Below are 24,436 nucleotides of genomic sequence, written 5' to 3' on the forward strand. Positions count from 1 at the left end.
GGCCTCGGGCCGTCGGCCCGGCCGGAGGGAGCGGGTCAGAGCGAACGCAGGACCGTGACGACCCGCCCCATCACGGTGGCGTGATCGCCGAGGATGGGCTCGTAGGCCGTGTTCTGGGGGAGGAGCCAGGTGTGTCCGTCGCGGCGGCGGAAGGTCTTCACGGTGGCCTCGTCGTCGAGGAGGGCCGCGACGATGTCGCCATTCTCCGCCGTGTCCTGCCGGCGCACCACCACCCAGTCGCCGTCGCAGATCGCGGCGTCCACCATCGAGTCGCCCGTGACGCGCAGCATGAACAGCTCGCCCTCGCCCGTGAGGCGTCGCGGGATCGCCATGACGTCCTCGACCTGCTGCTCAGCCAGGACCGGGCCGCCCGCCGCGATGCGGCCGACCCAGGGGACCGGCACGCTGTCCGCCTCGTCTGCGCCGGTGTGCCACGCGGGGATCGCGGAGACCCGCGACGACGGCGCAGCGGTGGGGGAGGCGGCCTCGCCCAGCGGGGTGCCGTCCACGTCGAGCAGCACCTCGAGGGCACGCGGGCGTCCGGGGTCGCGCCGGATGTAGCCGTGCCGCTCGAGACGGCCCAGCTGGTGCGTGACGGAGGAGAGCGAGGCCAGGCCCGCGGCGTCGCCGATCTCGCGCATGGAGGGCGGGTAGCCGTGGTCGGCGATCGCGTCCCGGATGGTCTGCACGATCCGCCGCTGGCGGTCGGTGAGCGGCGCGCGCGCCGCCGGCTGATCGTCGGTGGTGCTCATGGCTGCCGTCCGTTCTCCCGGGGTGATGGTGGCCGGACTCGTGTTCCGGCGTCCGGCTGCCGTCCGGACGCTTACCGTGTCCGCCCCCGCTGGTTGCCTGTGTCTTGGCGGTCCCGGGGCGTTCCGGGGCGTCCGTGCATGGCCTCGAGCCTAGAGGAGAGCCGCCTCTCCTTCAAAGATATGTTCGATCTCGTCGTGGCATGTCTCGAACACCTGTGCTAGAAAGGCATTCGAACGGATTCGAACACATGTTCGATCACCTGGAGGGCATCCGCCCCGGAGGAGGACACCATGACGCTCACCACCGCCCAGTTCGCCGGCTCGCCCGCGACGGCGCGGCCGCGTCCGGCCACCATCCGTCTGACCCGCCGCGGCCGCCTCGTGCTGCGGGGGATCCCCGTGATCGCCGCGGCCGTGGCCGCCACGCTGGCGGCCGCCTTCTTCCTGGGTGTGCTGCTGTCGCCCGCCGCGGTGTCCGCGGACACCGCGGGGCCCGCCACCCAGTCCGTCACGGTCATGCCCGGGGACAGCCTGTGGACCATCGCCACCACGGTGGCTCCGGAGGCGGACGTCTACGAGGTGATCGCCACGATCGACGAGCTCAACGGGCTCGAGGGCCGGGCCCCCGCGCCGGGCGAGGAGCTGTTCGTCCCGGCCACGCGGTGACGCACGGCGGGCCTCGCCCTCCACGCTTCCTAGACTGGCGGCCATGACCGACCTCAGCTCTCTGCCCCTGCGTGAGAACCTCCGCGGCCTGAGCCCCTACGGCGCCCCCCAGCTGGACGTGCCGTACATGCTCAACACCAACGAGAACACGCATCCGGTGCCGGAGGAGGTCGCCACCGCCATCGCCGAGCGGGTCGCGGCCGTCGCCGGGGGGCTGAACCGCTACCCGGACCGCGAGTTCACGGGGCTGCGACGCGCGCTCGCCGGCTACCTCGGCCACGGCCTCACGGCGGACCACGTGTGGGCCGGCAACGGCTCCAACGAGATCCTGCAGCAGATCCTCCAGGCCTTCGGCGGCCCCGGGCGGACACTGCTGAGCTTCCTGCCCTCGTACTCCATGTACCCGCTGCTGGCCGGCGGCACGGACACCGTGTTCGTGGACGGCGGCCGCGCCGAAGACCACACCCTCAGCGCCGAGCACGCGGCGGCCATGGTGCGGGAGCACCGTCCGCACGTCGTCTTCCTGGCCTCGCCCAACAACCCGACGGGCACCGCCCTGGACCTGGCGACCATCGAGGCCGTGTACGCCGCGCAGGCGCAGAACGAGGCCGCCGGCGGGCCCGGCGCCATGGTCGTCGTGGACGAGGCCTACGCGGAGTTCGCCCTCGCCGGCACCCGCTCCGCCCTCACCCTCCTGCCCGGCCGTGAGCGGCTGATCGTCACGCGCACCATGTCCAAGGCGTTCGCCCTGGCCGGCGCGCGCCTGGGCTACCTGGCCGCGGACCCCGCCGTCGCCGACGCCCTGCGCCTGGTGCGCCTGCCGTACCACCTCTCCGCGGTCACGCAGGCCACGGCGGAGGCCGCCCTCGATCACGTGGACGCGCTGCTGCGCACCGTGGAGGACATCAAGGCCCAGCGCGACCGCATCGTCTCCACCCTGCGCGGCCTGGGACTGAGGCCCTCGGTGTCCGACTCGAACTTCGTCTTCTTCGGTCACCTCGAGGACGCGTCCGACGTGTGGCGCCGCCTGCTCGACCGCGGCGTCCTCGTGCGGGACGTCGGCATCCCGCACCACCTGCGCGTCACCGCCGGCACCGAGGCGGAGACGACGGCGTTCCTCACCGCTCTCGCGGAGGTCCTCGGCGAGACCGGGGACCGGTCCTGAGGCGTCACCGGAGTCTCGGCGTCCGCCCGGCTCCCTAGGATAGGGACAGCGCGCGCGGCGCCCCGGCCCGCCGGCACCGGCCGCGCGCACCCGCATCCCCCCGCACCCGTCCCGGACCGGTGCGGACCCAGCCCGAGGAGGACCCGTGGCAGCCGAGTTGATCTCCGGACGCCGTGCGCGCATGACGCGCACCACGAGCGAGTCGGACGTGTACGTCGAGATGGATCTGGACGGCACCGGCCGCGCTGAGATCTCCACCACCGTGCCGTTCTACGACCACATGCTCACCGCGCTGTCCCGGCACTCCCAGATCGACCTGACGGTCCGTGCCACCGGGGACACGCACATCGACGTGCACCACACGGTCGAGGACGTCGCCATCACCCTGGGCGAGGTGCTCAAGACCGCGCTCGGGGACAAGTCCGGCATCCGCCGCTTCGGCGAGGCGTCCGTGCCGCTGGACGAGGCGCTGGCGCGCGCCGTCGTCGACGTCTCCGGCCGGCCGTACCTCGTGCACGAGGGCGAGCCCGAGGGCCAGCAGTACCACCTCATCGGCGGGCACTTCACCGGTTCCATGACCCGCCATGTGTTCGAGTCGATCACGTACCACGCGGCGATCTGCCTCCACATGGACGTCGTGCGAGGCCGGGATCCGCACCACATCGTCGAGGCGCAGTTCAAGGCCTTCGCCCGCGCCCTGCGCGCCGCCGTCGAGGACGACCCCCGCATGACCGGCGTGCCCTCCACCAAGGGCGCCCTCTGATGGCCCGCCCCACCACCGTCCCCGGCGTGCGGCCGCGCGTCGCCGTCCTGGACTACGGCTCGGGCAACGTGCACTCGGCGCTGCGTGCCGTGGAGCGGGCCGGCGCGGAGGTCGAGCTCACGCGCGATCCGCAGGCCGTGCAGGAGGCCGACGGGCTGCTCGTGCCCGGCGTCGGGGCGTACGCGTCCGTGATGCGGGCACTGACCGAGGTCGGCGGCACCCGCTGGATCGGCCGCCGCGTGGCCGGGGGCCGACCCGTCCTCGGCATCTGCGTGGGCCACCAGATCCTCTTCGACGCCGGCGTCGAGCACGGCGAGCGCACCGCAGGCATGGGGGAGTGGCCGGGTGTCGTCGCCGAGCTGCCCGCCGAGGTCCTGCCCCACATGGGCTGGAACACCGTCCGGCCGGCCGAGGGCAGCGCCCTCTTCGCGGGCATCGAGGACGAGCGGTTCTACTTCGTCCACTCCTACGGCGTGCTCGAATGGGAGTTCGACCAGACGATCTCCGCCATGCGTCCGCCCCAGGTCACCTGGGCGCACCACGGCGCGGACTTCATCGCCGCCGTGGAGAACGGCCCCCTGTCGGCCACGCAGTTCCACCCCGAGAAGTCCGGGGACGCCGGGCTGCAGCTGCTGCGCAACTGGCTGGAGACCCTCTGATGCCCTACTGGTCCGTCCTCTACCTCGCCCTCGGCGGGCTGCTGCTCGGCGCCGCCTGGTCCATGCGCACGCAGAAGGCGCCGCTGTGGGCCATCGTGATCGTCCTCGTGCTGGCCGGCATGGCCATCGCCGCCTCCTTCCTGACCGTCGGCGCCTGACCGCGCCGGCCGCCCCACCCGAGAGGAACCCCATGACCCCGAACGCCCCCGCCCTCGAGCTGCTGCCCGCCGTCGACGTCCAGGACGGCCAGGCCGTCCGCCTCGTCCAGGGCGAGGCCGGCAGCGCCACCTCGTACGGCGACCCGGTCACCGCCGCCCTGGACTGGCAGCGCGCCGGCGCGGAGTGGATCCACCTCGTGGACCTGGACGCGGCCTTCGGTCGCGGTGACAACCGCGAGGTCATGCGCCGTGTGGTAGAGGAGATCGGCGTGAAGATCGAGCTGTCCGGCGGCATCCGCGACGACGCCTCGCTCGAGAACGCCCTCGAGATGGGTGCGGCGCGCGTGAACCTGGGCACCGCCGCCCTCGAGGACCCGGACTGGACCGCGCGCGTCATCGAGCGCTTCGCCGACCGGGTGGCCGTGGGCCTCGACGTGCGCGGCACCACGCTCGCCGCCCGCGGCTGGACCAAGGAGGGCGGCGACCTCTGGGAGGTGCTCGCCCGCCTCGAGGATGCCGGCTGCGCCCGCTACGTGGTCACCGACGTCACGAAGGACGGCACGCTCAAGGGGCCGAACACGGAGCTGCTCGCCCAGGTCTGCGCGAAGACCGCGAAGCCGGTCGTCGCCTCGGGCGGCATCTCCTCCCTCGAGGACGTTGCCGCGCTCGCGGCCATGACCGGCCAGGGCGTCGAGGGCGCGATCATGGGCAAGGCGCTGTACGCCGGCCGCTTCAGCCTGGAGCAGGCGCTGGCCGTCGCCGGCGGCGCCACGGTGGAGCAGGCGCGCTCCGAGCAGCCCGGCCCGGTCGCCCCGTGACGGGCTCGCACGACGACGGCGGCCTGGCCCGCGACGACGGGCTCGGTCCGATCGACGAGACGGTCGCGGTGCCGCATCCGGCGGCCCGGGAGCTGCCGGGGCACATCCGGGCCGCACTCGACCGCATGCGGGAGAAGACCGCGGGCGAGAACACCGCGGACACCGCGGGCGTCCCGTGGCGGGGCCGTGACCTCTCCGGCCCCGGCGTGGACGGCTCCGCGAACCCGTTGCACGTGTTCGACGAGGACGACGGCACCAGCCCGGCCGAGTGGACCGCCGTCATGTCGGCCCTGACGGACGGCTCCGCCGATGAGCGGGAGGTGACGGAGGTGCTCGCGCGCATCCGCGTGTTCGCCGCCGTCGTGCCCACCCTTGCCGTGGACGAGGACGACGTCCACGACCACGCCGACCACACCGGTCACGAGCACGACGTCGCGGCGCACGGGGACAAGGCCGCGGACGTGGCCCTCGTGACCATGCGCGCGCCGGACGGCCGGCAGGCGCTGCCGGTGTTCACGAACGTGCCCGCGCTGACGGCATGGAACCCGGTCGCCCGACCCGTGGCCGTGTGGCTGCCGCGTGCCTGCCTGTCCGCCGTGGACGAGGGCTGTGAGCTCGTCGTCATCGACGCCGGCGCCGAGCACACGTACGTGGTGCGACGCCCGGCCGTGTGGTCGCTCGCCCAGCAGAGGGAGTGGACCCCCGCCTATCGGGACCAGGAGATCGCGGACGAGATCGCCGAGGTCGCCGACCTGGTCCCGAACCTGCTCAACCTGGGCCTCGCACCCGGGTCGGGGGTGGCCACGCACACGGGCTCCGGCGCGGTGATGAACGGAGGCGGGGCCGGGCCCGAGCTGCAGATCGTCGCGATGCCCACCCGGGACGCCGACGCGGCCGGGGTGCGCCTGATGACGGCCACGCTCAAGACCCTCCTGGCAGACCTGCCGCTGCTGGCCGAGCGGGCCGACTCCGTGGAGATCACGGTCCGCCGACCCTGATCGGTCGCCCGGCCTGTCCGGTACCGTTGAGGGGGAGGGGAGGGCCCGTGGTGGCCCCACCCCATCCTGGAGGCCGTGCGCCGCGCGCCGGCCCCATGCCTCCCATCCTCCGAGGAGTACCCATGAGAACCAGAACCTTGACCGGCGTCGCCACCGCGGCGCTGGGCGCGGTGGTGGTGGCCGGTGCCGGCCCCGCCCTCGCGCAGACCACGCTCACCCAGGGCTCGGCGATCACCGCGCCGGCCGGGGCGTGCAGTCTGACCATCGTCGACGACGCCACCGCCTACACCGCGGCCCACTGTGGTGCGGGCCAATGGCAGATCGGCTCGACCGTCCGCGACGTCGACGGCACCGCGATCGGCACCGTCTCGGCACTGCCCGGCGATTCGGGCGTGGACGCGGTCCGCGTGGCCCTGGCCGACGACGTCGACGTCGTGGGCGACTGGTCCACGCGGCCGGCCTCGTCCATCGGTGTGGGCGAGACCGTCTACACCCACGGCTCGTCCGTGCCGCTGGGCGCGCCGAACACCGTGTCCCACACGCAGACCTTCGAGGCCGCCACGGTCTGCGACGACGCGTACGCGGATCAGGTTGCCCTCGACACCGCCTCGACCTACGCCGGCGACTCGGGCGGGGCCGTCTATGACGCCCAGCAGCGGGTGGTCGGGGTCATCTCGGGCATCGCCCCGGTGACCTTCGACGCCGAGGGCAACGTGGTGGGCTGCGACGCCCAGGCGATGTCCTCGATCATGGTCCCGGTCGAGTCCCTCGACGCGCTGGACGCCTCCGCGGCGCCCGCCGCCGAGACCGCCGCGGCCGCGGAGACCGCTCCGGCCGCCGAGACCGCCCCGGCGATCGCCGACGTCGCGGGCCCCGTGGCCGACGAGGACCTGCCCACCGGCGGCGAGCCCGCCGTGGACGAGTCCGAGCTGACCGAGTTCACGCCGGCTGAGGAGGAGGCCATCGCGGCCGAGCTCAAGGCTCGCGCCGAGGCCGCCGCGGAGGAGGAGGCCGCCGAGGCGGCCCCCGCTGCTGAGGCCCCGGTCGCCGAGGCCGCTGCGCCGGGCGTGACCGACGTCGTGGCCGCGCCCGCCGAGGGTGTCGCCTACGGCACCCAGGTGGTCGCGCAGACGGATCAGGGCGGCTTCGCCTCCGTCACCGTCACGGCCTACGACGCCGACGGCACGGTCCTCGGCCAGGACGGCCTGGACCTCACCGGCGAGTACCGCGCCTGGCTGCCCGTGCCGGCCGAGGTGCCCGCGGGCGGCTCCGTGGTGGTCACCGTGGTCGACGCGGCCGGCGCCGCCACGGACGCCACCGTGACCCTGGGTGGTCAGCTGGTCGGCTGATCGACTCCGCCCCGAACGGCACGACGAGGCCCGGTGATCCCGCACGGATCACCGGGCCTCGTCACGTCCCGGGGCGGCCCCGGTTAGGTGGCGACGCGGTCAGCACAGCCCCTCGAGCCGCCGCCCCAGGCGGGAGAAGATCCGGGTGAGGGACTCCGCCTCGCCCGGCGCCAGGTCGACGAGGAAGAGCTCGTCCACCTGCCGGGCGTGCTCGATCGCGGCGCGCCGGAAGGCGGACCGGCCCTCGTCGGTGAGGACGGCCTCGAAGCCCCGCCGGTCACAGGCCACCGGGCGGCGGTCGATCAGGCCGCGGGCCACGAGCGTCTTCACCTGGTAGGTGATGCGCGACGGGGAGAAGACCATCCGGGACGCCAGCTCTCCCAGCCGGAGCCGATCCTCGGGGGACTCGTAGAGGAGCAGCAGCAGGTTGTAGTCGGCCAGCGACATGCCGCAGTCCTGTTTCAGGCGGCGCTCCAGCACCTCCGTGAGCATCTGGGTGGCCTCGAAATAGGCGCGCCAGGCACGCTTGGGCGGGTCCACCGGGCGGTGCGCCTCCGAGGCGGAGCCGAACCAGCCGCCGTCGGGCTCCGCCGGCGCCGCGTCCTGCGCGGCGGGCTCAGGGGCCGGGGTTGAGGAGCTGCTCAAAGGGGGTCACCTCCAGGTCGATGTCCGCGGGCGCGGCGGCGCGTGCCCGCGGGGGGCGGCTCAGGGTGATCTCGGCCAGGTCGCGTCCGGCGGCCCGGATGCGGGACTGCAGCGGGTCGGTCCGCATCGAGGCCTGCACGCCGGCCGCCTCGCCCCAGTCGTCCGAGGCCGCGAAGACCGCGGTCGGCACGATGCGGGCCTTGAGGTAGGCGAACAGCGGCCGCATGGCGGTGTCGATCATGAGCGAGTGGCGGGCGGTGCCGCCGGTGGCGCCGAGGAGCACGGGCACCCCGACGACGGACGTGGGCTCCGCGAGGTCCCAGAAGGACTTGAACAGGCCCGAGTAGGAGGCCTTGTACGTGGGCGAGACCGCGATGACGGCGTCGGCCTGGGCGACCTCGTCCAGGGCGGCGCGCAGGGCCGGGGAGATGGCGAAGGTCACCAGGGCCTGCGCGATGTCCACGGCGAGCTCCCGCAGCGTGATCAGGTGGATCTGCGGGACCACGCCGTGCTCGGAGAGCGCCGCCGAGGCGGACTCCGCCATGCGTTCGGCGAGCATGCGGGTCTGGGACGGGTCCCCGGACCCGCCGGAGACCACGGCGAGGTGCCGGGCCTGCGGCGTGAACGGGGCGGAGGCATCGGGGGCGCCGGGGGTGGTCACTGCGCGGCACCGCCCTTCGCGGCATCGGCGGTGGCGCGCTGCTCGGCGGCCGCCGCGCGGTCGAGCTGGGCCTGCGATCCCTCCTTGCCGCCGGGCACGGGAGCCTCGCCGCGGCGGGCGCGTGCCACGAGGAACTCGTGGGTCGGGGCCGCCGGGACGTCGTCCGGCTTCAGAGCGTCGAACTCCTTGCGCAGCACGGGCAGGACCTCCTCGCCGAAGAGGTCGATCTGCCGCAGGACGGTGTCCGTGGGCAGGCCGGCGTGGTCGATGAGGAACATCTGACGCTGGTAGTCGCCCACCCAGTCGCGGAACGTGAGCGTGCGCTCGATGACCTGCTGCGGCGAGCCGACCGTCAGGGGCGTCATCCTCGAGAAGTCCTCGAGGGACGGGCCGTGGCCGTAGACCGGCGCGTTGTCGAAGTAGGGGCGGAACTCCGCCACGGCGTCCTGCGAGTTCTTCGCCATGTAGGCCTGGCCGCCCAGGGCCACGTACGCCTGATGGGCCTTGCCGTGGCCGTAGTACTCGTAGCGCTGGCGGTACAGGCGCACCATCTGGATGACGTGCTCCTTGTTCCAGAAGATGTTGTTGTGGAAGTAGCCGTCGCCGTAGTAGGCGGCCTGCTCGGCGATCTCGGGGGAGCGGATGGAGCCGTGCCACACGAAGGGGGCGACGCCGTCCAGGGGCTGCGGGGTGAGGGTGAAGTCCTGCAGCGGGGTGCGGTGGTTGCCGCTCCAGTCCACGGTCTCCTCATGCCACAGGCGGTAGAGGAGGTTGTAGTTCTCCACGGCGAGTTGGATGCCCTGGCGGATGTCCTTGCCGAACCACGGGTACACGGGGCCGGTGTTGCCGCGGCCCATCGTCAGGTCCACGCGACCGTCGGCGAGGTGCTGCAGGTACGCGTAGTCCTCGGCCAGACGCACCGGGTCCATGGTGGTGATCAGGGTCGTCGCCGTGGAGAGCTGGAGGGTCTCGGTCTGCGCGGCCAGGTAGGCCAGCAGCGTGGGCGGGTTGCCCGGGGCCACGAAGGGCGGGTTGTGGTGCTGGCCGGTCGCGAACACCTCGAAGCCCGCCTGCTCGGCGTGGCGGGCGATCTTGACGGTGTCCTTGATCCGCTGATGCTCGGTGGGGGCGGTCCCGTTCGTCGGATCGGCGGTGATGTCGCCGATCGTGAAGACGCCGAACTGCATGGTGTGCTCCTCAGTGTGCCCGGGGGCGGGTCTCACGGTGCCGGCCGCGCCGTCGCCGTGTTCTTCAAAAATGAACTATACCGCACAACGAGCCGCCCCGTCCTGAATATTCCGCAGGGCCCGACACGGCAGACTGGTCCCATGAGCCCCGCCTTCGACGCCGGTCGCCTCGCCCACACGGACGTCCTCATCCTGCAGCAGGTGACGAGCTTCCTGTCCAACGACATCCAGGTGACGGACCCGGACGGGCGCACCGTCGTCTCGGTGGTCACTACGGGCGGGGGCCTGGGCCGAATGCTGATGGGGAACCGCAGCTTCGACGTGGTCGACGGTGACGACGGCCGCGTGCTCTTCCGCCTCGCCGACCCGGCCACGTTCGGCCGCGACCGCTTCGCGATCCTGGACGCCGACGGGCTGCCCTTCGCCAACCTCGTCCGCCAGATCGCGTTCCTGCGGACGTCCGTGAACGTCGAGGTCGTGGACGGCACGTGCTTCGCGGTGACCGGCGACCTGTGGGACCACGACTACGCCATGACCGTGGGCCAGCAGCCGATCGCCCGCGTGACCGCGCGGTTCGGAGGCGTCATGAACGCCCTGGCCGGGCGCTCGCGGTACGAGATGCGCCTGGACCCCGGCATGCCGCCCGTGGTGCGCTGCGCCGTGCTCGGCACGGCCATCGCCCTCGACCTGATCCGGGCCAAGGACCGGCGCAGCAACGGCTGAGTCCGCCGAGCGCGCGGCCGTCTCGACGGCGCCTCCGGGGCGTGCCTTGACCCCTCCCGTAGGATTCGACGGTGGACTTCGGAGCGTACGGACGGCTGTTGCAGGACCCTCGGATCCGCCATCTGCTGGCGGTGGGGTTCATCGCCCGCTTCCCGCACACCGCGGCCGGGGTGATCCTCACCCTGCACGTGGCGCTCACGCTGGGCCTGGGCTACGGCCAGGCCGGCCTGGCTGGGGCGGCGATGACGCTGGGCATCGCGGTGGGCTCGCCGTGGCGGGGCCGCGTGGTGGACGCGAAGGGGCTGCGCCGTGCACTGCTGCCCTCCGTGATCGCGGAGGCCGTGATCTGGCCGATCGTCCCGTGGCTGCCGTTCTGGCCGATGCTCCTGGCCGTGTTCCTGGGCGGCGTGTTCTCACTGCCGATCTTCTCCGTCGTCCGGCAGGGACTCGGCGTGCTCACCCACGGCAAGGACCGGCAGACGGCGTTTGCCCTGGACTCCATCGTCACGGAGACGATCTTCATGATGGGCCCGGCGCTGGGCGCCGTCGTCGCGGCCACGTGGTCGAGTGCCCTCGGCCTGACCATCGTCGGCCTCTCCAGCGCGCTGGGCGGCATCCTGCTGATGTGGTTCAACCCGCCGACACGGTCGAGTCAGCTGGCCGTCGTCGGACCGGCGACCGAGGATCCCTACACCGAGGAGCAGGACCGTCAGGAGGCGATCGCCCAGGCGGTGACCGCCGCGCCCATGCACGTGGAGATGGCCGCCCCCAGCCTGGCGACCGGTGCGCTGCCGGCCATCACGGAGGCCATCCCCCTGGTCACCGGGTCGCTGCCCGTCATCGCCGCGGACGGCTCCGGGCCGACGACGGCGCCGCGCCGGGCCCGGGCCGAGCGGCTGCGGCAGTGGCGGCGGACCCACTTCTCCTGGGTCGGGCCGGAGGTGCTCGGTGTGCTCGTGGTGTCGATGGCGGCCGGGATCGTCATGGTCGGCACCGAGGTCTCGATGGTGGCCGAGCTGGAGTCGCAGGGCGCCGCGGCGTCGGTGGGTCTGGTGTACGCGTTCTGGTGCGGCGCCTCCGCCGTGGGCGGGCTGTTCTACGGGGCCTGGGGCCGCCAGGTGCACCCGTACCTGCTGATGGCGCTGTTCGCCGTGGCGACGGTGCCGCTCGCGCTCGTGGACGGGGTGTGGGCGCTCGCGCTGGCCTCGATCCCCTCGGGTCTGCTGACGGCGCCGACCCTGGCCTCGGCCTCGTCCCGGCTCTCGCACCTCGTGGTGGAGGAGCGGCGCGGCGAGGCGATGGGCTTCTACGGCTCGGCCATGACCGCCGGCGCCGCCATGGGCGCCCCGCTGGCCGGCGTGTTCATCGACGGCGTCGCCCCGTCCGCGGGCTACGTGTTCGCGGCGGCCGCGGGCTTCGTGCTCGTGCTGCTGGCCGCCCTGGCGACGGTGATGCGCGGGCGGCGTCCCGCCTGAGCCGGACCCGCTCCGCGCGTCAGGCCAGGAGCTCGTGGATGCGGCGGACCAGCACGGCGGTGAGGTCCGCGTCGAAGTCCGCGGTGGAGGAGTTCATGAACAGGTGCCGGTCCGTGTCGTACTCGAAGAGGTCGGCGGGGCGGTCCGGGTGCTCGGCGGTGGCCGCGTAGGAGCGGGCGGTCGCGAGGTCGCCCTCGAGGGCCCAGGGGTCGCGGGTGCCGAGGTGGATCTGCAGGGCGGTGTGGGGCTGCCAGAGCGGGGCGTAGGCGTCGAGGGCCAGGACGCCGGCCATGGCGATGCACGCGCGGAAGCCGGGGACCACCTGGGCGGCACGCCAGGCGGGCATCACGCCCATGCTGATGCCCGCGACGACGGAGGCCTCCTGGTGCTCGGCACACGCCCGCATGCCGCGTCGGCCGATCTCCTCGAAGCCGAGGTGCTGGGCGTGGGCGACACCCTCGTCCACGGTGGCGAACGTGCGGCCGTCGTAGAGGTCAGGGGTGTGGACGGTGTGACCGCCGCTGGCGATCTGTTCGGCGAGCGCGCGCACGCCGTCTGTGAGACCGAGGGCGTGGTGGAAGAGGACGATCTGCGCCATGGGTCAGAGCGTAGACCGCGGTGAGCGGCTGCCCCAGAGTGCGGGTGGGTGATCGGGGCGAAGAAGTGAGGTGGCTCGCGTCTGTCGCCACGGGTGAGTTGCCGCTCATTGCGTGGAGGGCAAGCGCAGTGTTTCTCCGACCGGTGCCCTGGGTTCTCGTTGCAGCGCTCCTCCCCGGGCGTGCTCTGCTGGGTGGGGGCGAGACTCGGGGACGCATGCTGTCGGTGCGGATGCGGAAAGGAGGCTCCTGCCCACCGGAGACTGCGCGAGCGAGCGGCGAGGAATCTTCTGCATGAGTGCCGAGGCACTCGTGCGAACGGTCACGGGGCTACTCGAGGCAGGACCGGACAGCAGCCTCCTCGCTTCATCCGTCTTGCGACCTTCGGGACGTCTTCGCCGGACGATGCGGCGTCCCCTTTGGACGGACGGCGACGAAGGGGCGCCCTGTCCGACTGCTCCTGGCGACCTCGACCACGGCATCCACGTTCGACGGAGGACGGGAGAACGTCTCGCCGGGTGGACGTCGGAGCTGAGTCCACCGTTCCGCTGCGGTCACACGGGAATCGCCGTCAGTGCGGTCACGCCGGGGCGGGAGACGCGAGCTGGCAGGGCATGCCGGGTTCGGGGACGGCGGGACTGATGTGCACGGCCCGCCCCGGCAGGGGCTCGACCTCGGTCAGCCGTGGCCAGATGAACCGGTGCTCGGCGTTCGTCCCGGCCGGCACGAAGAATCGATGGGGCAGGTGCAGCAGCAGCCGGCCCGTCGCCAGCTCGCGGCCGCCGAACACCGCCAACCGCAGCCCGGCGGCCGCCGGACGGCCGAGCCAGTCGTGCACGTCCTCCTCGACCGTGCGGTAGGTGTCCCCGACGCGCAGGCCGGACCACGCGTTCCAGCCCGTGATCACTGCCGTGCCACCGGCGGCCGCGAGCTCGCGCAGGCGGGCCAGGACGGCCTCCCCGGCACCCTCGGAGTCCGGGGTCAGCACCGGCCACCCGGACCGTGCGGCCGCCGCGGCCTCCCCGGTGCCGTCCAGCACGGCCACCGGCCGGCCGCTGCGCATCGCCACCTCGACGACGGCGGCCAGCGTCTCCGCGCGACCGCCCGCGGCCTCGACGATCCATGCGGTGCGTCCCTCTGCGCCGGTCGGCCACCGCCAGGGACGGTGCCGGCCGTGGGCCGCGTCGTCGAGCAGGGCCAGGGCCGTGGCCTCCGCCCGGCGAGCGCGGTCCGGCACCCAGCGCTCCGGCAGGGCGGGGGTGACCACGGGCGGGGGTGTGGGCCAGTCACCCGCCGCGTACTTCTCCACCAGGACCGAGACGACGGCCTCCCAGGGGGCGACGCCCGGGGCGGCCGCGGCCTCGCCCAGCCGTCGCCACACGGGCGTGCCGCCGTCGACCGTCCACTGGGATGCGCGGAACGAGACCGTCGGGCGCCCCGCCGTCGAGAGGATCGCGGAGCCGGGGCGACGCGGGTCGAGCCGGGCCGCGGCGGCCGTGCCCACCAGGTCCCACGACTCCTGCTCCGTCGCGGTGCGCAGGGCGATCGTGCTGCCCAGGTTCGAGCGCAGGTCCGAGCCCACCGCACCCGTGGCCCGCTGCGTGGCCAGGATGAGGTGGAAGCCGAGGGAGCGGCCCGTGGCGGCCAGACGCTGCAGGACGGCGGCCGCGTCCGGGTGGTCGTCCACGAGCACGCGCAGTTCGTCGATCGCCACGACGAGCCGAGGCAGCGCCGCGTCCGGATGGCGGCGACGGAAACCGGGATAGTCGCTGACCCCGGCCTCCGCGAAGAGGGCCTCGCGGCGATGCAGCTCCGCCCGGATGGCGCTCAGCGCCCGCAACGAGGCCGTTCCCACGTGGTTGGTCTCCAGGCTCATCGTGTGGGGGAGCGCGCCCAGCGGGCCGAACGACGCGCCGCCCTTGAAGTCCAGCAGCAGGAACGCGACCTCGGCCGGCGGGTGGTGCGCCGCGGCTCCCAGCAGAAGGGACAGCAGGAGATCCGACTTCCCGGATCCCGTGGTGCCCGCGATGAGCAGGTGCGGACCGTCGGCGGCCAGGTCCATCTCGACGACGCCCGTCTCGTCGCCGCCCCGGGCGAGGGTCACGGTGAGCCCGTCGACGGCATCGCGGGCGCCCACCTGCCCCGGGGGTGTGAGCGTGCCGTCCCCGTCGTCGGTGGGCAGCAGGCCGAGGTCCACGACGTCGTCGGCCAGCTCGGTCAGCCAGGCGGTCAGGGTGCCGTCGGCGAGGCCGTCGGCGGCCACGTCCTCGAAGCGCTGCTGTTCGGCCGGGACCACGACGGTGCGCCCGCGCAGGTCGACGACGGCGTCCCCCGGCGCAGGCGGCGGCCCGGTGAAGTCGTACTGCGTCCAGGGCAGATCCGTCTGGGCCGTGGGCGTCGTCCCCGCGTCGTCGCCGATGGCGGCCCGCCACGCTCGCCACGCCGGATCCAGTGCCGCGTCCTCAGGAGCCGACACCAGCAGCCGCGGGCCGGACCCGCCCGACCACCAGGTGCGGCGGACTCCACCGGCCTCCACCACGAACGCGCCGTCGGCGGCCACCGCGTGCCGCAGGAGCTGGAACACCGCCCACCGGCAGGCCCCGGCCACATCGCGCGGCGGCCCGACCACGACGACGCGCGACTCCGGCGGTGACGTCGTCATCACGGTGCGCCGCGACGTGACGGCCTCCACCCATGCCTCGTCCGGGTCGTCCCGCGACAGGGACAGCGCCCCGACGCCGGAACCCCACGAGACCGCCACGGCCTCGTCGGCCCCCGACGTCAGCCCGAAGCGGTCCGTCGCGCCGGAGCGGACGGCGCGGGCCACCGCACCGGGGCTCAGTGCCGCCTGAGCCCGCCGGCGCACGACCGCGTCCGCGCGGGCGGCGAGCAGCCGCGCATGCCGCAGCCGGGTACGGCGCTGCATCGCCAGCATGACCAGCGCCACCGTCACGGACAGCACACCGAACAGCAGGAACATCGGGTTGCCCATCATCAGGACCAGGGCGACCCCGAGCACCAGCGGGCCCAGGGCCGCCACCAGCGGGATCACGACGGACTGCCGGGCCGGTGGGGATCCGAGGTCGACGGCGGGCGGCTCCGGCGTGATCGGCCGCGGCAGGGCGGCCCCGGGCCCGCGGACCAGGCCCAGGGCGGTCCGGCCCACAGGGAGCGGGCTGCGGCCGTCCCACAGGCGTCCGGTGTCCCGAGGACCGTCGTGGACGTGCAGCCCGGTGGGCGCGAGCCGCAGACGCATCGGCCGCGACGGGGCAGAGGGGTCGTCCAGCAGCAACCGCGCCCCACCGCGTCCCGTGCTCAACCCGCCCTCCCCCAGAGGGACGAGGCGGCCGGCGTCGGGTCCGTGCTCGGTGACCACCGCGAGCTCCGGCCCCCGGGCCGGTGCACTCCCGACCCGTTCCGCGTACGTCACGCTGCGCGGCCCGGCAGCGCACCGGTGCAGCGACCGGGCGGGAAAACGTTCCCGCACCGCCCGGTCCTGCTCGTCCGCGTCGGCGGGGAAGTGCTCCACCCGCCATGTCTCGGGAGCGGCCCCGCCCAGGATCCGCACGCTCCAGGCCATCCCCGCCCCTCCCTCCTGAGACCGGCGACCGGCCCGTCCGGCCGCCTGGGGACGACCCTGCCACGGCCTGATGGCGGTTCGGGCGGCCTGTGGACAACTCCCCGTCGAACGGGACCGCCGCCACGTTGTCCACAGTCATGGTGTCCTGGACCACACGCATCGACGGAACGGGGTATCTTCCTGATCGAGACATGTGCGGCGCTGGGGATGGCGCCGAATCGGGCACAGGAGGGACACATGGATGCGGTGCGCATTCTCGAGGACGAGATCCGGGAGATCGTCCGGCGGCAGGGCATCGACCCGCAGCGTGAGCACGCCCGGGTCCTGACGCTCATCCAGGACGCGGCCGCGGACTACGAGTCCCGCGCGATGGTCAGCTCGCTGCCGGACCTGGACGATCCCGTGGCGGCGCGGCAGGACCTGTTCGACCGCATCGCGGGCCTCGGGCCGCTCCAGCGGCTCATGGACGATCCCTCCGTGGAGGAGATCTGGCTGAACGCGCCGGACGCCGTCTACTGCGCGCGGTCCGGCCGCTCCGAGCTGACGGGCATCGTCCTGACCGAGGAGGAGGTGCAGGACCTCGTCGAAGTCATGTTGAAGTCCTCGGGCCGGCGGCTGGACCTGTCGATGCCGTTCGTCGACGCGGCCCTGCCAGACGGTTCGCGCCTGCACGTGGCCATCCCCGACATCACGCGGCGGCACTGGGCCGTGAACATCCGGAAGTTCATCGCCCGGGCGCGCCGGCTGGACGACCTCGTCCGGGGCGGTTCCCTCACTCCGACGGCGGCCCGCTTCCTGGACGCAGCCGTGGACACGGGCATGAACATCCTCGTCAGCGGGGCCACCCAGGCGGGCAAGACCACCCTGCTCAACTGTCTGGCCTCGGCCATCGGCCCGCGGGAGCGCGTGATCACTGTGGAGGAGATCTTCGAGCTGCAGATCCCGGTGCGCGACGTCGTCGGGCTGCAGTGCCGCCAGCCGAACCTGGAGGGCCACGGCGAGATCCCGCTGCGTCGCCTCGTCAAGGAGGCGCTGCGGATGCGCCCGGACCGCCTGATCGTCGGCGAGGTGCGCGAGGCCGAGGCGCTGGACATGCTCGTCGCTCTGAACTCCGGCCTGGCCGGCATGTGCACGATCCACGCGAACTCGGCCGCGGACGCGCTCACGAAGCTCTGCACGCTGCCGCTGCTGGCCGGGGAGAACATCTCCCGGGACTTCGTCGTCCCGACGGTCGCCACGTGCATCGACGTCGTCGTGCACTGCGAGCGCGACCGTCAGGGCCGCCGGCGGGTGCGGGAGATCCTCACCGTCGGCTCACGGGTGGAGGGCGGGGTCATCGAGACGTCGGCGCTCTTCCAGCGTGACGCCGAGGGCGACCTGCGCCTCAACGAGGGTGCGAACCTGGAGTTCGAGGCGCTCGCCCGTCGCGGCGTGGACGTCCACGAGCTGGTGGGGCTGCGCTGATGGCCGCGCTGCTGGGGCTCGCGCTCGGCTGCGGCCTGTTCCTGCTGTGGTGGTCCCTCTGGTCCCCTCCCACGGAGAAACCCGAGGCCGCCCGCACCGACTCGCGCCTGCGTGTGCTGATCGCCCAGTCCGGCATCCAGCGGCTCAGCCCGGCCGGTGTCCTGTCCGCCATGGCCGTCGGCGGTCTCGTGGTCGGGCTGCTCGTCCTGTCGCTGACCGGCACGTGGACCATCGCCGCGTGCTTCGCCGTCTTCGGGGCGGCCGTGCCCTGGCTGCTGCTGTCCTGGCAGGCCCGTCGGCGGTCCACGGCACTGCGCGAGCTGTGGCCGGACGCGATCGACCACGCCCGGTCGGCCATCCGCGCGGGCCTGACTCTCCCGGAGGCGCTCATCCAGCTCGGGGAGACCGGGCCGGAAGGGCTGCGCGAGCCGTTCCAGCAGTTCGCCCGGGACTACCGGGCCGGAGCCCGCTTCGTGGACGCACTGGACCGGCTCAAGGCCCGGATGGCCGACCCCGTCGCGGACCGCCTGGTGGTCTCGCTGCGCCTGACCCGCGAGGTCGGCGGCGCCGACATCGGCCGGCTGCTGCAGACCCTCTCCGAGTTCCTCCGGCAGGACGCCCGCATCCGCGCCGAGCTCGAGGCCCGGCAGTCGTGGACCGTGAACGCGGCCCGGTTGGCGGTGTGCGCCCCGTGGCTCGTGCTCCTGCTGCTGGGGACCCAGCCCGCCGCGGTCGCGGCCTACCGGTCCGCCGCCGGCGGGGCCGTGCTCCTCGCGGGCATGGTGGCCTCCGTCGTCTGCTACCGCGTCATGCTCCGCATCGGCGCGCTGCCCCGGGAGAAGCGGGTGTTCGCATGACGTCCGCGCTGATCTGGGCCGCGCTCCTGGGCCTCACCCTCGGGGCGGGACTGCTCCTCATCCTGGTCACCCAGCCGGTGGGCTGGCGCCCCAGCCTCGAGCAACGGGTCGAACCGCAGCTGCGCCACCACATCCCGGCCTCCCGCCTCCTCGAGGAGGAACGTGCGGGCGCCTCGCCCTGGGGAGCGTGGGGACGCATCCTCGATCCCGTGGTGCAGGCCGGGGTCGGCTGGGTCCAGCGCATCTCCCCGGGCGGGGTGGCGCTCGACCGCAAGCTGGCCGCCGCGGGGCTCGCGGTCACGTCGGCCGACTTCCGTGCCCAGCAGGTCCTGAGTGCGGCCGCGGGGGCCGCCGTGGCGGCCGTCCTCGCGCTCAGCCTCACCGTCACCGGCCGCGTGCCGGTGATCACGGGGGTCGCCCTCGTGATCGCCGGCGGCATGGCCGGGTTCCTGCTCCGAGACCAGCTGCTCTCCCTGCGGGCGCGACGGCGGCGCGAGGCCATCCTCTCCGAGTTCCCGTCCGTGGCCGAGCTGTTCGCGCTCTCGGTGGGCGCGGGGGAGAGTGCCGCTGGAGCGCTCGAACGCATCGCGGGGACGGCGCGCGGGGAGCTGGCCGGCGAGTTCCGCGTCACGCTCGCCGACATGCGTGCCGGGGCGTCGCTGTCCGCGGCGCTCAAGGCCATGGGACGGCGCGTGCAGCTGGCCCCCGTCGAACGGTTCATCGGGGGCGTGCTCATCGCACTCGACCGCGGCACGCCCCTCGCCGACGTCCTGCGCGCGCAGGCCCAGGACGTGCGTGAGATGGGTCGCCGCGAGCTCATGGAGGCCGCCGGCCGGAAGGAGATCCAGATGATGGTCCCCCTCGTGTTCGGCATCCTCCCGCTCACGGTGATCTTCGCCGTCTTCCCCGGCATCTCCCTGATGCGCCTGGGGTTCTGAAGACCCACAACTGAATAGTCCATCCGTCCACCCACGATCACCATCCACTCCGGCCGCACGGGCGGCCGGCCACCCGAGGAGGGGACCATGCTCCACCACCACGCCATCACCGTCCTGGCCGCTCTGCGCGCCCTCATCCACGACGACGTCCGCGACGAGCGCGGCGACGTCCCCGGCTGGGTGATGATCACCCTCATGTCCGCCGTGCTCGTGGCCGGCCTGCTGGCCCTCGCCCTGCCGGCGCTCGAGGGACTGTTCAACCAGGCCATCTCCCAGGTGTCCCAGGGCGGCTGAGCATGCCCCGGGGTGCTGCCCACGACGCGCCGGCGCCCCGCGGCGGCCACACGGGCGTCCGCTGGCGGGACGACCGGGGCGCCGCGGTGGCCGAGTCCACCATGGTGATGACCCTGGTCGTCCTGCTCTTCGCGGCACTGCTCCAGGCCGGCGTCGTGATCCACACACGCAACGTGATGATCGATGCCGCCTCCGCCGGTGCCCGGTACGGGGCGCTCGCGGACCGGAACCCCGAGGACGGCGTCCAGCGAGCTCGGGAGCTGCTCTCCACCGGTGTGCCCGGCCAGTCCGGGGCCGACGTCGCCGCGGAGCTCACCAGCCAGGACGGGGTCCCGGTCCTGCGCGTCACGGTCTCGAGCTCGCTGCCCGGCCTGGGGTTCCTGCCGGGCCCGATCCCCGTGGAGGTGAGCGGTCATGCGTTCCGTCAATGACGTCCGCGACGAGCGGGGAGCGGCCACGGTCGAATTCCTGGGCCTCACCCTCGTCCTGCTGATCCCCGTGGTGTACCTGATGATCTACGTCTCCCAGGTCCAGGCCGCGGCGTTCGCCTCGGTCGCCGCCGCGGACCAGGCCGTCAAGGCCGTGGTCGCCGAGGCCGATCACCCCAGCGCAGGCGCCGCCCACGCCACCCTCGAGCTCACGCTCGCCGACTACGGCGTGGGCGCCGGCCAGTACGACCTGACCGTCGGCTGCGACCAGGGTGGCTGTGGCACGCTCGAACCGGGCGAGGTCGTCGCGGTGCGGGTGGACGTGGCGGTGCCCGTCCCTCTCACGCCGGCAGCGTGGTCGATGACCCCCGTGACCGTGGGTTCCGACGCCCGCCAGACGGTGCCGAGGTTCTGATGCGCCGCCCCCTCACCGCTCGCCTGGGTCACGATGACGGGCAGACCACCGTCCTCACCGTCGGCCTGTGCGCCGTGCTCGTGGCCCTCATGCTGGTCATGCTCGCGGTCACCACCGTGCAGTTGCAGCACCGTCGCCTGCAGTCGCTCGCGGACTCGGCCGCCGTCGCCGGGGCAGAGGAGCTCGGCTTCCGGCTGGGGGAGGACCCGGGCGTCGTGCTCTCCGACGGCGACGTGGCCGCCTCCGCCAGCGCGCACCTCGCGGCCGTCGGCGCCCGTGAGGCCGTGCCCGGGCTCGGTGGGATGAGCGCCCGCGTGGCCGAGGACGGCACCACCGTCGTCGTCACCCTCGACGCCCGGGCCGATCTGTTCGCCATGACCGGCCCGTTCGCGGGGACACTGCCCCTGTCGGTCCCCCTCGAGGCGACGGGCAGCAGTCGCACTAGCCTGGCCCGGTGATCCGCTTCCTCCACGGCATCGGTGGCCGACCCGCCCACTTCCAGCCCCTTGCCGACGCCCTCGGCGCCGCGGCCGACCTCGCCGCCTCGCCCGCCCTGCCCGGCCACCCGGGCACGGACGCCGGCGGCCAGGACCGCCCCCGGGCCGCACGGCCGGCGATCGAGGCGGATCCCGTCCTCGACGCCGCCCACACCTGGGCGGCGCAGGCCGGCCCCGTGCCGGGGCTGCTGATCGGCCACAGCACGGGCGGGGTCATCGCGCTGCGCGCCGTCGCCGACGGGCTGGTGCGACCCCGCGCCCTCGTGGTCATCGACTCGAACGTCCCGGTGACGGACCCCGCCCTGGCCGCCCGGGCGGCGAAGGCCCGCCTCGCCGCCCGCCCGGACTGGCGGAGCGTGCTCCGCGCCTCGCTCGCGCGGGACCTCCTCGTCCCGGAGCCGTGGCACGAGCGGATCCTGGCCGACCTGGACGCCACGCCGGACCATTCGATGCGCGAGCTCTGGGCCGCCGTCCTTGCCGCGGACACCCGTGCCCTGTGGTCCTCCCTCACCGTCCCGACGCTGTACGTGCGCAGCACCCGGGACGTCCACCAGCGGGACCTGGACGCGGTCACTCAGCACGCCACCGTCGTCGACGTCGGCCCGGGCCACTGGCCGCACGTCGCCGAGCCCGAGGCCGTCGCGGCAGCCATCCGCCGCTGGCACGCGACCGTGGCCGCCCAGCCCTCCCACCACTGACCGCGTGCCCGCCGCCGACCGGGCATGGGTGCCCCTCCGAAGCGGGCAACGCGTCGAGACGTCCCGCGCGCCATACAATGATCTGACCGCACCCGGTGTGACGCACATCTCGAGTGGTCAGTCCTGCGGAAGCCCGTCCTCCCCGCCTGAAAGCCCCGCATGAACCGCTCCACCCTCGGCACGCGCCTCGGCGCCTCCGTCCTCGTCGTCGCCGCCCTGGTCTCCGCGGCCCCGGCCGCCCCGGCAGTCACCTCCGCCTCAGGGACGACGACCACCACCGCGACCACCGGGCTCGCGCCGGGCACCTACCTGGCCCAGTCTGGGGACACGTGGGCGTACATCGCCCCACGCGTGGGGGTCGAACTCGCGGACCTGCTCCGTGCCAACGGCGCCACGACCAGCACCGCGATCCGCGCCGGCCAGCCCCTCGTCCTTCCGGCCGTTTCGAAGCACCTGCCGGCCACCTCGCGCACCGGCACCCCCTACTCCGGGCCGATGGCCCCCTCCTCGGCCGGTCGCCGGGTGACCGTGGTCGGCGACTCCATCGCCCTCGGCGCGGCGTCCCTGATGAACCTCGAAATGCCGGGGCTGACCATCGACGCTCGCGAGGGCCGCACCTTCGCCCAGGGCCTGACACGCCTGGCCGAGCTCAAGCAGGCCGGCCGCCTCGGTGACGTCGTCGTGCTCGGCCTCGGTGTGAACGACGGCGGTGCCACGGCCACCCAGGTTCGCCGGGCGATGGACCTCGTCGGGACCGGACGCACACTCGTGCTGGTCACGGCCTCCGGACCGGTCGCCTGGGAGACGTCCACCAACACGGCGATGCGCAACCTCGCCGCCACCTACCCCAGCCGCGTGGTGGTGGCGGACTGGAAGCGGGCCTCGGCCTATGTGACGGACTTCCGCGAGGACCGCATCCACCCCCGCGGGCAGGGTGCGAGCGTCTACGCGCGTCTGGTCCGCCTCGCCGTGGACACCGCGCCGGTGCTGCGGTCCACGACACCCCGGACCGTCACGGTCCAGGCCGGCGACACCCTGAGCCTCATCGCCACCCGCTACGGGGTCACCGGCGGCTGGCAGGCGCTGGCCACCCTCAACAAGATCTCCGATCCGCACATGATCCGCGTCGGCCAGACCCTGCTGCTGCCCGCCACCTCCACCACGACGACGCCGGCCACCTACACCGTGCTCCCCGGCCAGGGCTGGTACGCGGTGTCCCGCGCCACGGGCGTCCCGGTCGCCCAGCTGCTCCGCCTGAACGGCGCCACGTTGACCACCGAGATCCACCCGGGCCAGCGGCTGCGCCTCCGCTGACGGGATGGCGACGGCGGCCCTCCGGCGACCCCGCTTCCCGAACCACACCTGTTCCCCGCAACACCGCTGCTCCGAGAAGTCGCGCGGGTCCCGGCCCGGGGCGACTCGTCGTCACCGGCCGCGACCGGCGTCCACCCCACGCGGTAGGCTGGCCGAATCATGGCTGACACTGACTTCTCCGCGGAGATCGACTCCCTGCGCCACACCCTGGCCTCCATCGAGCAGGTCTCGGACCTCGACCGCATCAAGGCGGACATCGCCGAACTGGAGCAGCAGGCCTCCGCACCGGACCTCTGGGACGACCCGGAGGAGGCCCAGAAGGTCACCTCCAAGCTCTCCCACCGTCAGACGGACCTCAAGCGCATCACCTCCCTGGAGGGCCGCATCGAGGACCTGGAGACCATGGTCGAGCTCGCCGCGGAGGAGGACGAGCCCTCCCTCCTGGACGACGCCAACCAGGAGCTGACCTCCATCCGCAAGGCCCTGGAGGAGCTCGAGGTCGTCACGCTGCTCAGCGGCGAGTACGACCAGCGCGACGCCGTCGTGACCATCCGCGCGGGCGCCGGCGGCGTGGACGCGGCCGACTTCGCCGAGACCCTCATGCGCATGTACCTGCGCTGGGCCGAGCAGCGCGGCTGGTCCACCAAGGTCATGGACACCTCCTACGCGGAGGAGGCCGGCCTGAAGTCCGTCACCTTCGAGGTCAACGCGCCCTACGCGTTCGGCACCCTCTCCGTGGAGGCCGGCACGCACCGCCTCGTGCGCATCAGCCCCTTCGACAACCAGGGCCGCCGCCAGACGTCCTTCGCGGCGGTCGAGGTGGTGCCGCTGATCGAGTCGGACGACTCCATCGAGATCCCCGAGTCCGAGATCAAGGTGGACGTGTTCCGCTCCTCGGGCCCCGGCGGCCAGTCCGTGAACACCACGGACTCCGCCGTCCGCATGACGCACCTGCCCACCGGCATCGTCGTGTCCATGCAGAACGAGAAGTCGCAGATCCAGAACCGTGCCGCCGCCCTGCGCGTGCTCCAGTCCCGTCTGCTGCTGCTGCGCAAGGCCGAGGAGGACGCGAAGAAGAAGGAGATGGCCGGCGACGTCAAGGCGTCCTGGGGCGACCAGATGCGCTCCTACGTGCTGAACCCGTACCAGATGGTCAAGGACCTGCGCACGGGCCACGAGGAGGGCAACCCCTCCTCCGTGTTCGACGGCCACATCGACGATTTCGTGGACGCCGGGATCCGCTGGCGCGCCGAGCAGGTCAAGGCCGCCCAGGAGGACTGAGCCCCACGGCGCGGCCCCGCCGCCCAGGCCACCACGACGCCGGCCCGCACCTCCG

26 protein-coding genes are annotated in these 24,436 nt (G+C 73.5%); 20 read left to right on the forward strand and 6 right to left on the reverse strand.

Annotation, left to right across the window (positions count from 1 at the left end):
• Positions 1-35: 35 nt before the first annotated feature.
• A complete protein-coding gene (gene lexA, locus O3T09_RS00485; protein WP_020628152.1) occupies positions 36-752 on the reverse strand; it encodes a transcriptional repressor LexA in 717 nt (238 codons plus the stop codon).
• Between the two features lie 291 nt (positions 753-1,043).
• Here lexA and O3T09_RS00490 point away from each other — a divergent pair, with 291 nt between their 5' ends.
• The 8 genes from O3T09_RS00490 to O3T09_RS00525 all read left to right on the forward strand — a co-directional run bounded on the left by O3T09_RS00490 (position 1,044) and on the right by O3T09_RS00525 (position 7,328).
• Positions 1,044-1,418 (forward strand): LysM peptidoglycan-binding domain-containing protein, encoded by a 375-nt coding sequence (locus tag O3T09_RS00490; RefSeq protein WP_020628151.1) that lies wholly within the window; start codon positions 1,044-1,046, stop codon positions 1,416-1,418.
• 43 nt (positions 1,419-1,461) lie between these two features.
• Positions 1,462-2,583 carry a histidinol-phosphate transaminase gene (locus O3T09_RS00495; RefSeq protein ID WP_020628150.1) on the forward strand — a complete coding sequence of 374 codons (1,122 nt, stop codon included), beginning with the start codon at positions 1,462-1,464 and terminating at the stop codon, positions 2,581-2,583.
• A gap of 181 nt (positions 2,584-2,764) precedes the next feature.
• Positions 2,765-3,346 carry an imidazoleglycerol-phosphate dehydratase HisB gene (hisB, locus tag O3T09_RS00500; protein WP_152743305.1) on the forward strand — a complete coding sequence of 194 codons (582 nt, stop codon included), beginning with the start codon at positions 2,765-2,767 and terminating at the stop codon, positions 3,344-3,346.
• Positions 3,346-4,005 carry an imidazole glycerol phosphate synthase subunit HisH gene (gene hisH / locus O3T09_RS00505; protein WP_069941327.1) on the forward strand — a complete coding sequence of 220 codons (660 nt, stop codon included), beginning with the start codon at positions 3,346-3,348 and terminating at the stop codon, positions 4,003-4,005. Before hisB ends, hisH begins: the two co-directional genes overlap by 1 nt.
• Entirely contained in the window at positions 4,005-4,163 is a 159-nt protein-coding gene (locus O3T09_RS00510) for a hypothetical protein (RefSeq protein WP_004167696.1), read from the forward strand. Before hisH ends, O3T09_RS00510 begins: the two co-directional genes overlap by 1 nt.
• A gap of 32 nt (positions 4,164-4,195) precedes the next feature.
• Positions 4,196-4,981, forward strand: a complete 786-nt coding sequence (priA, locus tag O3T09_RS00515) for a bifunctional 1-(5-phosphoribosyl)-5-((5-phosphoribosylamino)methylideneamino)imidazole-4-carboxamide isomerase/phosphoribosylanthranilate isomerase PriA (RefSeq protein ID WP_036313998.1) — start codon at positions 4,196-4,198, stop codon at positions 4,979-4,981.
• Positions 4,978-5,979: an SseB family protein gene (locus O3T09_RS00520; RefSeq protein WP_269295259.1), complete on the forward strand. Its 1,002-nt coding sequence runs from the start codon at positions 4,978-4,980 to the stop codon at positions 5,977-5,979. Before priA ends, O3T09_RS00520 begins: the two co-directional genes overlap by 4 nt.
• 122 nt (positions 5,980-6,101) lie before the next feature.
• Positions 6,102-7,328, forward strand: coding sequence for a trypsin-like serine protease (locus O3T09_RS00525; protein ID WP_223247523.1), 1,227 nt, complete (start codon positions 6,102-6,104; stop codon positions 7,326-7,328).
• 99 nt (positions 7,329-7,427) lie between these two features.
• Here the strand turns inward: O3T09_RS00525 and O3T09_RS00530 are convergent, their stop codons facing one another.
• From O3T09_RS00530 to O3T09_RS00540, 3 genes are read right to left on the reverse strand one after another with little or no spacing between them, the layout of a single operon-like run.
• Positions 7,428-7,973, reverse strand: coding sequence for a MarR family winged helix-turn-helix transcriptional regulator (locus O3T09_RS00530; RefSeq protein ID WP_250203113.1), 546 nt, complete (start codon positions 7,971-7,973; stop codon positions 7,428-7,430).
• Positions 7,945-8,634: an FMN reductase gene (locus tag O3T09_RS00535; protein WP_020628145.1), complete on the reverse strand. Its 690-nt coding sequence runs from the start codon at positions 8,632-8,634 to the stop codon at positions 7,945-7,947. The genes O3T09_RS00530 and O3T09_RS00535 overlap by 29 nt, the downstream gene beginning before the upstream one ends.
• Positions 8,631-9,821, reverse strand: coding sequence for an LLM class flavin-dependent oxidoreductase (locus tag O3T09_RS00540; RefSeq protein ID WP_036313995.1), 1,191 nt, complete (start codon positions 9,819-9,821; stop codon positions 8,631-8,633). The genes O3T09_RS00535 and O3T09_RS00540 overlap by 4 nt, the downstream gene beginning before the upstream one ends.
• A 141-nt stretch (positions 9,822-9,962) precedes the next feature.
• Here O3T09_RS00540 and O3T09_RS00545 point away from each other — a divergent pair, with 141 nt between their 5' ends.
• Together O3T09_RS00545 and O3T09_RS00550 are read left to right on the forward strand one after the other, a co-directional pair.
• Positions 9,963-10,544, forward strand: a complete 582-nt coding sequence (locus O3T09_RS00545; protein WP_036339093.1) for an LURP-one-related/scramblase family protein — start codon at positions 9,963-9,965, stop codon at positions 10,542-10,544.
• Positions 10,545-10,615: 71 nt separating this feature from the next.
• Positions 10,616-12,019 carry an MFS transporter gene (locus O3T09_RS00550; protein WP_036339096.1) on the forward strand — a complete coding sequence of 468 codons (1,404 nt, stop codon included), beginning with the start codon at positions 10,616-10,618 and terminating at the stop codon, positions 12,017-12,019.
• A gap of 19 nt (positions 12,020-12,038) precedes the next feature.
• Here the strand turns inward: O3T09_RS00550 and O3T09_RS00555 are convergent, their stop codons facing one another.
• Complete coding sequence (locus tag O3T09_RS00555; protein ID WP_070708710.1) at positions 12,039-12,617, reverse strand: dienelactone hydrolase family protein; 579 nt, start codon at positions 12,615-12,617, stop codon at positions 12,039-12,041.
• A 578-nt stretch (positions 12,618-13,195) separates the two neighbouring features.
• Positions 13,196-16,195 carry an FtsK/SpoIIIE domain-containing protein gene (locus O3T09_RS00560; protein WP_206450486.1) on the reverse strand — a complete coding sequence of 1,000 codons (3,000 nt, stop codon included), beginning with the start codon at positions 16,193-16,195 and terminating at the stop codon, positions 13,196-13,198.
• Between the two features lie 237 nt (positions 16,196-16,432).
• Between O3T09_RS00560 and O3T09_RS00565 the strand changes: the two genes are divergently transcribed.
• The 10 genes from O3T09_RS00565 (at position 16,433) to prfB (ending at position 24,381) form a co-directional block, all read left to right on the forward strand.
• Positions 16,433-17,659 carry a CpaF family protein gene (locus tag O3T09_RS00565; RefSeq protein ID WP_269295260.1) on the forward strand — a complete coding sequence of 409 codons (1,227 nt, stop codon included), beginning with the start codon at positions 16,433-16,435 and terminating at the stop codon, positions 17,657-17,659.
• Positions 17,659-18,516 carry a type II secretion system F family protein gene (locus O3T09_RS00570; protein WP_145015439.1) on the forward strand — a complete coding sequence of 286 codons (858 nt, stop codon included), beginning with the start codon at positions 17,659-17,661 and terminating at the stop codon, positions 18,514-18,516. Before O3T09_RS00565 ends, O3T09_RS00570 begins: the two co-directional genes overlap by 1 nt.
• Positions 18,513-19,454: a type II secretion system F family protein gene (locus tag O3T09_RS00575; RefSeq protein WP_127445890.1), complete on the forward strand. Its 942-nt coding sequence runs from the start codon at positions 18,513-18,515 to the stop codon at positions 19,452-19,454. Before O3T09_RS00570 ends, O3T09_RS00575 begins: the two co-directional genes overlap by 4 nt.
• An 87-nt stretch (positions 19,455-19,541) precedes the next feature.
• Entirely contained in the window at positions 19,542-19,748 is a 207-nt protein-coding gene (locus tag O3T09_RS00580; RefSeq protein ID WP_004167681.1) for a hypothetical protein, read from the forward strand.
• 2 nt (positions 19,749-19,750) lie between these two features.
• Entirely contained in the window at positions 19,751-20,179 is a 429-nt protein-coding gene (locus O3T09_RS00585; RefSeq protein WP_127435438.1) for a TadE/TadG family type IV pilus assembly protein, read from the forward strand.
• On the forward strand, positions 20,163-20,591 hold the full coding sequence (locus O3T09_RS00590) for a hypothetical protein (protein ID WP_127435439.1): 429 nt from the start codon (positions 20,163-20,165) through the stop codon (positions 20,589-20,591). The genes O3T09_RS00585 and O3T09_RS00590 overlap by 17 nt, the downstream gene beginning before the upstream one ends.
• Positions 20,591-21,049: a pilus assembly protein TadG-related protein gene (locus tag O3T09_RS00595; protein ID WP_061867911.1), complete on the forward strand. Its 459-nt coding sequence runs from the start codon at positions 20,591-20,593 to the stop codon at positions 21,047-21,049. The genes O3T09_RS00590 and O3T09_RS00595 overlap by 1 nt, the downstream gene beginning before the upstream one ends.
• Positions 21,046-21,786, forward strand: a complete 741-nt coding sequence (locus tag O3T09_RS00600; protein WP_135019366.1) for an alpha/beta fold hydrolase — start codon at positions 21,046-21,048, stop codon at positions 21,784-21,786. Before O3T09_RS00595 ends, O3T09_RS00600 begins: the two co-directional genes overlap by 4 nt.
• 159 nt (positions 21,787-21,945) lie before the next feature.
• Positions 21,946-23,100: a LysM peptidoglycan-binding domain-containing protein gene (locus tag O3T09_RS00605; protein WP_145015441.1), complete on the forward strand. Its 1,155-nt coding sequence runs from the start codon at positions 21,946-21,948 to the stop codon at positions 23,098-23,100.
• 159 nt (positions 23,101-23,259) lie between these two features.
• On the forward strand, positions 23,260-24,381 hold the full coding sequence (gene prfB, locus O3T09_RS00610; RefSeq protein ID WP_145015443.1) for a peptide chain release factor 2: 1,122 nt from the start codon (positions 23,260-23,262) through the stop codon (positions 24,379-24,381).
• The last annotated feature ends 55 nt before the right edge of the window (positions 24,382-24,436 follow it).

Origin of the sequence: Micrococcus sp. H39-S4, assembly GCF_027158145.1 — a bacterium.
In the GTDB taxonomy this organism is placed as follows: Bacteria; Actinomycetota; Actinomycetes; order Actinomycetales; family Micrococcaceae; genus Micrococcus; species Micrococcus luteus.

What these genes read in the sequence shown, in the direction of transcription:
- O3T09_RS00510 (WP_004167696.1), top strand. Translation starts at nt 4,005, where the DNA reads ATGCCCTACTGGTCCGTCCTCTACCTCGCCCTCGGCGGGCTGCTGCTC.
- lexA (WP_020628152.1), bottom strand. Translation starts at nt 752, where the DNA reads ATGAGCACCACCGACGATCAGCCGGCGGCGCGCGCGCCGCTCACCGAC.
- prfB (WP_145015443.1), top strand. Translation starts at nt 23,260, where the DNA reads ATGGCTGACACTGACTTCTCCGCGGAGATCGACTCCCTGCGCCACACC.
- O3T09_RS00555 (WP_070708710.1), bottom strand. Translation starts at nt 12,617, where the DNA reads ATGGCGCAGATCGTCCTCTTCCACCACGCCCTCGGTCTCACAGACGGC.
- O3T09_RS00570 (WP_145015439.1), top strand. Translation starts at nt 17,659, where the DNA reads ATGGCCGCGCTGCTGGGGCTCGCGCTCGGCTGCGGCCTGTTCCTGCTG.
- O3T09_RS00495 (WP_020628150.1), top strand. Translation starts at nt 1,462, where the DNA reads ATGACCGACCTCAGCTCTCTGCCCCTGCGTGAGAACCTCCGCGGCCTG.
- O3T09_RS00595 (WP_061867911.1), top strand. Translation starts at nt 20,591, where the DNA reads ATGCGCCGCCCCCTCACCGCTCGCCTGGGTCACGATGACGGGCAGACC.
- O3T09_RS00490 (WP_020628151.1), top strand. Translation starts at nt 1,044, where the DNA reads ATGACGCTCACCACCGCCCAGTTCGCCGGCTCGCCCGCGACGGCGCGG.
- O3T09_RS00565 (WP_269295260.1), top strand. Translation starts at nt 16,433, where the DNA reads ATGGATGCGGTGCGCATTCTCGAGGACGAGATCCGGGAGATCGTCCGG.
- priA (WP_036313998.1), top strand. Translation starts at nt 4,196, where the DNA reads ATGACCCCGAACGCCCCCGCCCTCGAGCTGCTGCCCGCCGTCGACGTC.
- O3T09_RS00575 (WP_127445890.1), top strand. Translation starts at nt 18,513, where the DNA reads ATGACGTCCGCGCTGATCTGGGCCGCGCTCCTGGGCCTCACCCTCGGG.
- O3T09_RS00605 (WP_145015441.1), top strand. Translation starts at nt 21,946, where the DNA reads ATGAACCGCTCCACCCTCGGCACGCGCCTCGGCGCCTCCGTCCTCGTC.
- hisH (WP_069941327.1), top strand. Translation starts at nt 3,346, where the DNA reads ATGGCCCGCCCCACCACCGTCCCCGGCGTGCGGCCGCGCGTCGCCGTC.
- O3T09_RS00560 (WP_206450486.1), bottom strand. Translation starts at nt 16,195, where the DNA reads ATGGCCTGGAGCGTGCGGATCCTGGGCGGGGCCGCTCCCGAGACATGG.
- O3T09_RS00590 (WP_127435439.1), top strand. Translation starts at nt 20,163, where the DNA reads ATGCGTTCCGTCAATGACGTCCGCGACGAGCGGGGAGCGGCCACGGTC.
- O3T09_RS00525 (WP_223247523.1), top strand. Translation starts at nt 6,102, where the DNA reads ATGAGAACCAGAACCTTGACCGGCGTCGCCACCGCGGCGCTGGGCGCG.
- O3T09_RS00540 (WP_036313995.1), bottom strand. Translation starts at nt 9,821, where the DNA reads ATGCAGTTCGGCGTCTTCACGATCGGCGACATCACCGCCGATCCGACG.
- O3T09_RS00545 (WP_036339093.1), top strand. Translation starts at nt 9,963, where the DNA reads ATGAGCCCCGCCTTCGACGCCGGTCGCCTCGCCCACACGGACGTCCTC.
- O3T09_RS00580 (WP_004167681.1), top strand. Translation starts at nt 19,542, where the DNA reads ATGCTCCACCACCACGCCATCACCGTCCTGGCCGCTCTGCGCGCCCTC.
- O3T09_RS00585 (WP_127435438.1), top strand. Translation starts at nt 19,751, where the DNA reads ATGCCCCGGGGTGCTGCCCACGACGCGCCGGCGCCCCGCGGCGGCCAC.
- hisB (WP_152743305.1), top strand. Translation starts at nt 2,765, where the DNA reads ATGACGCGCACCACGAGCGAGTCGGACGTGTACGTCGAGATGGATCTG.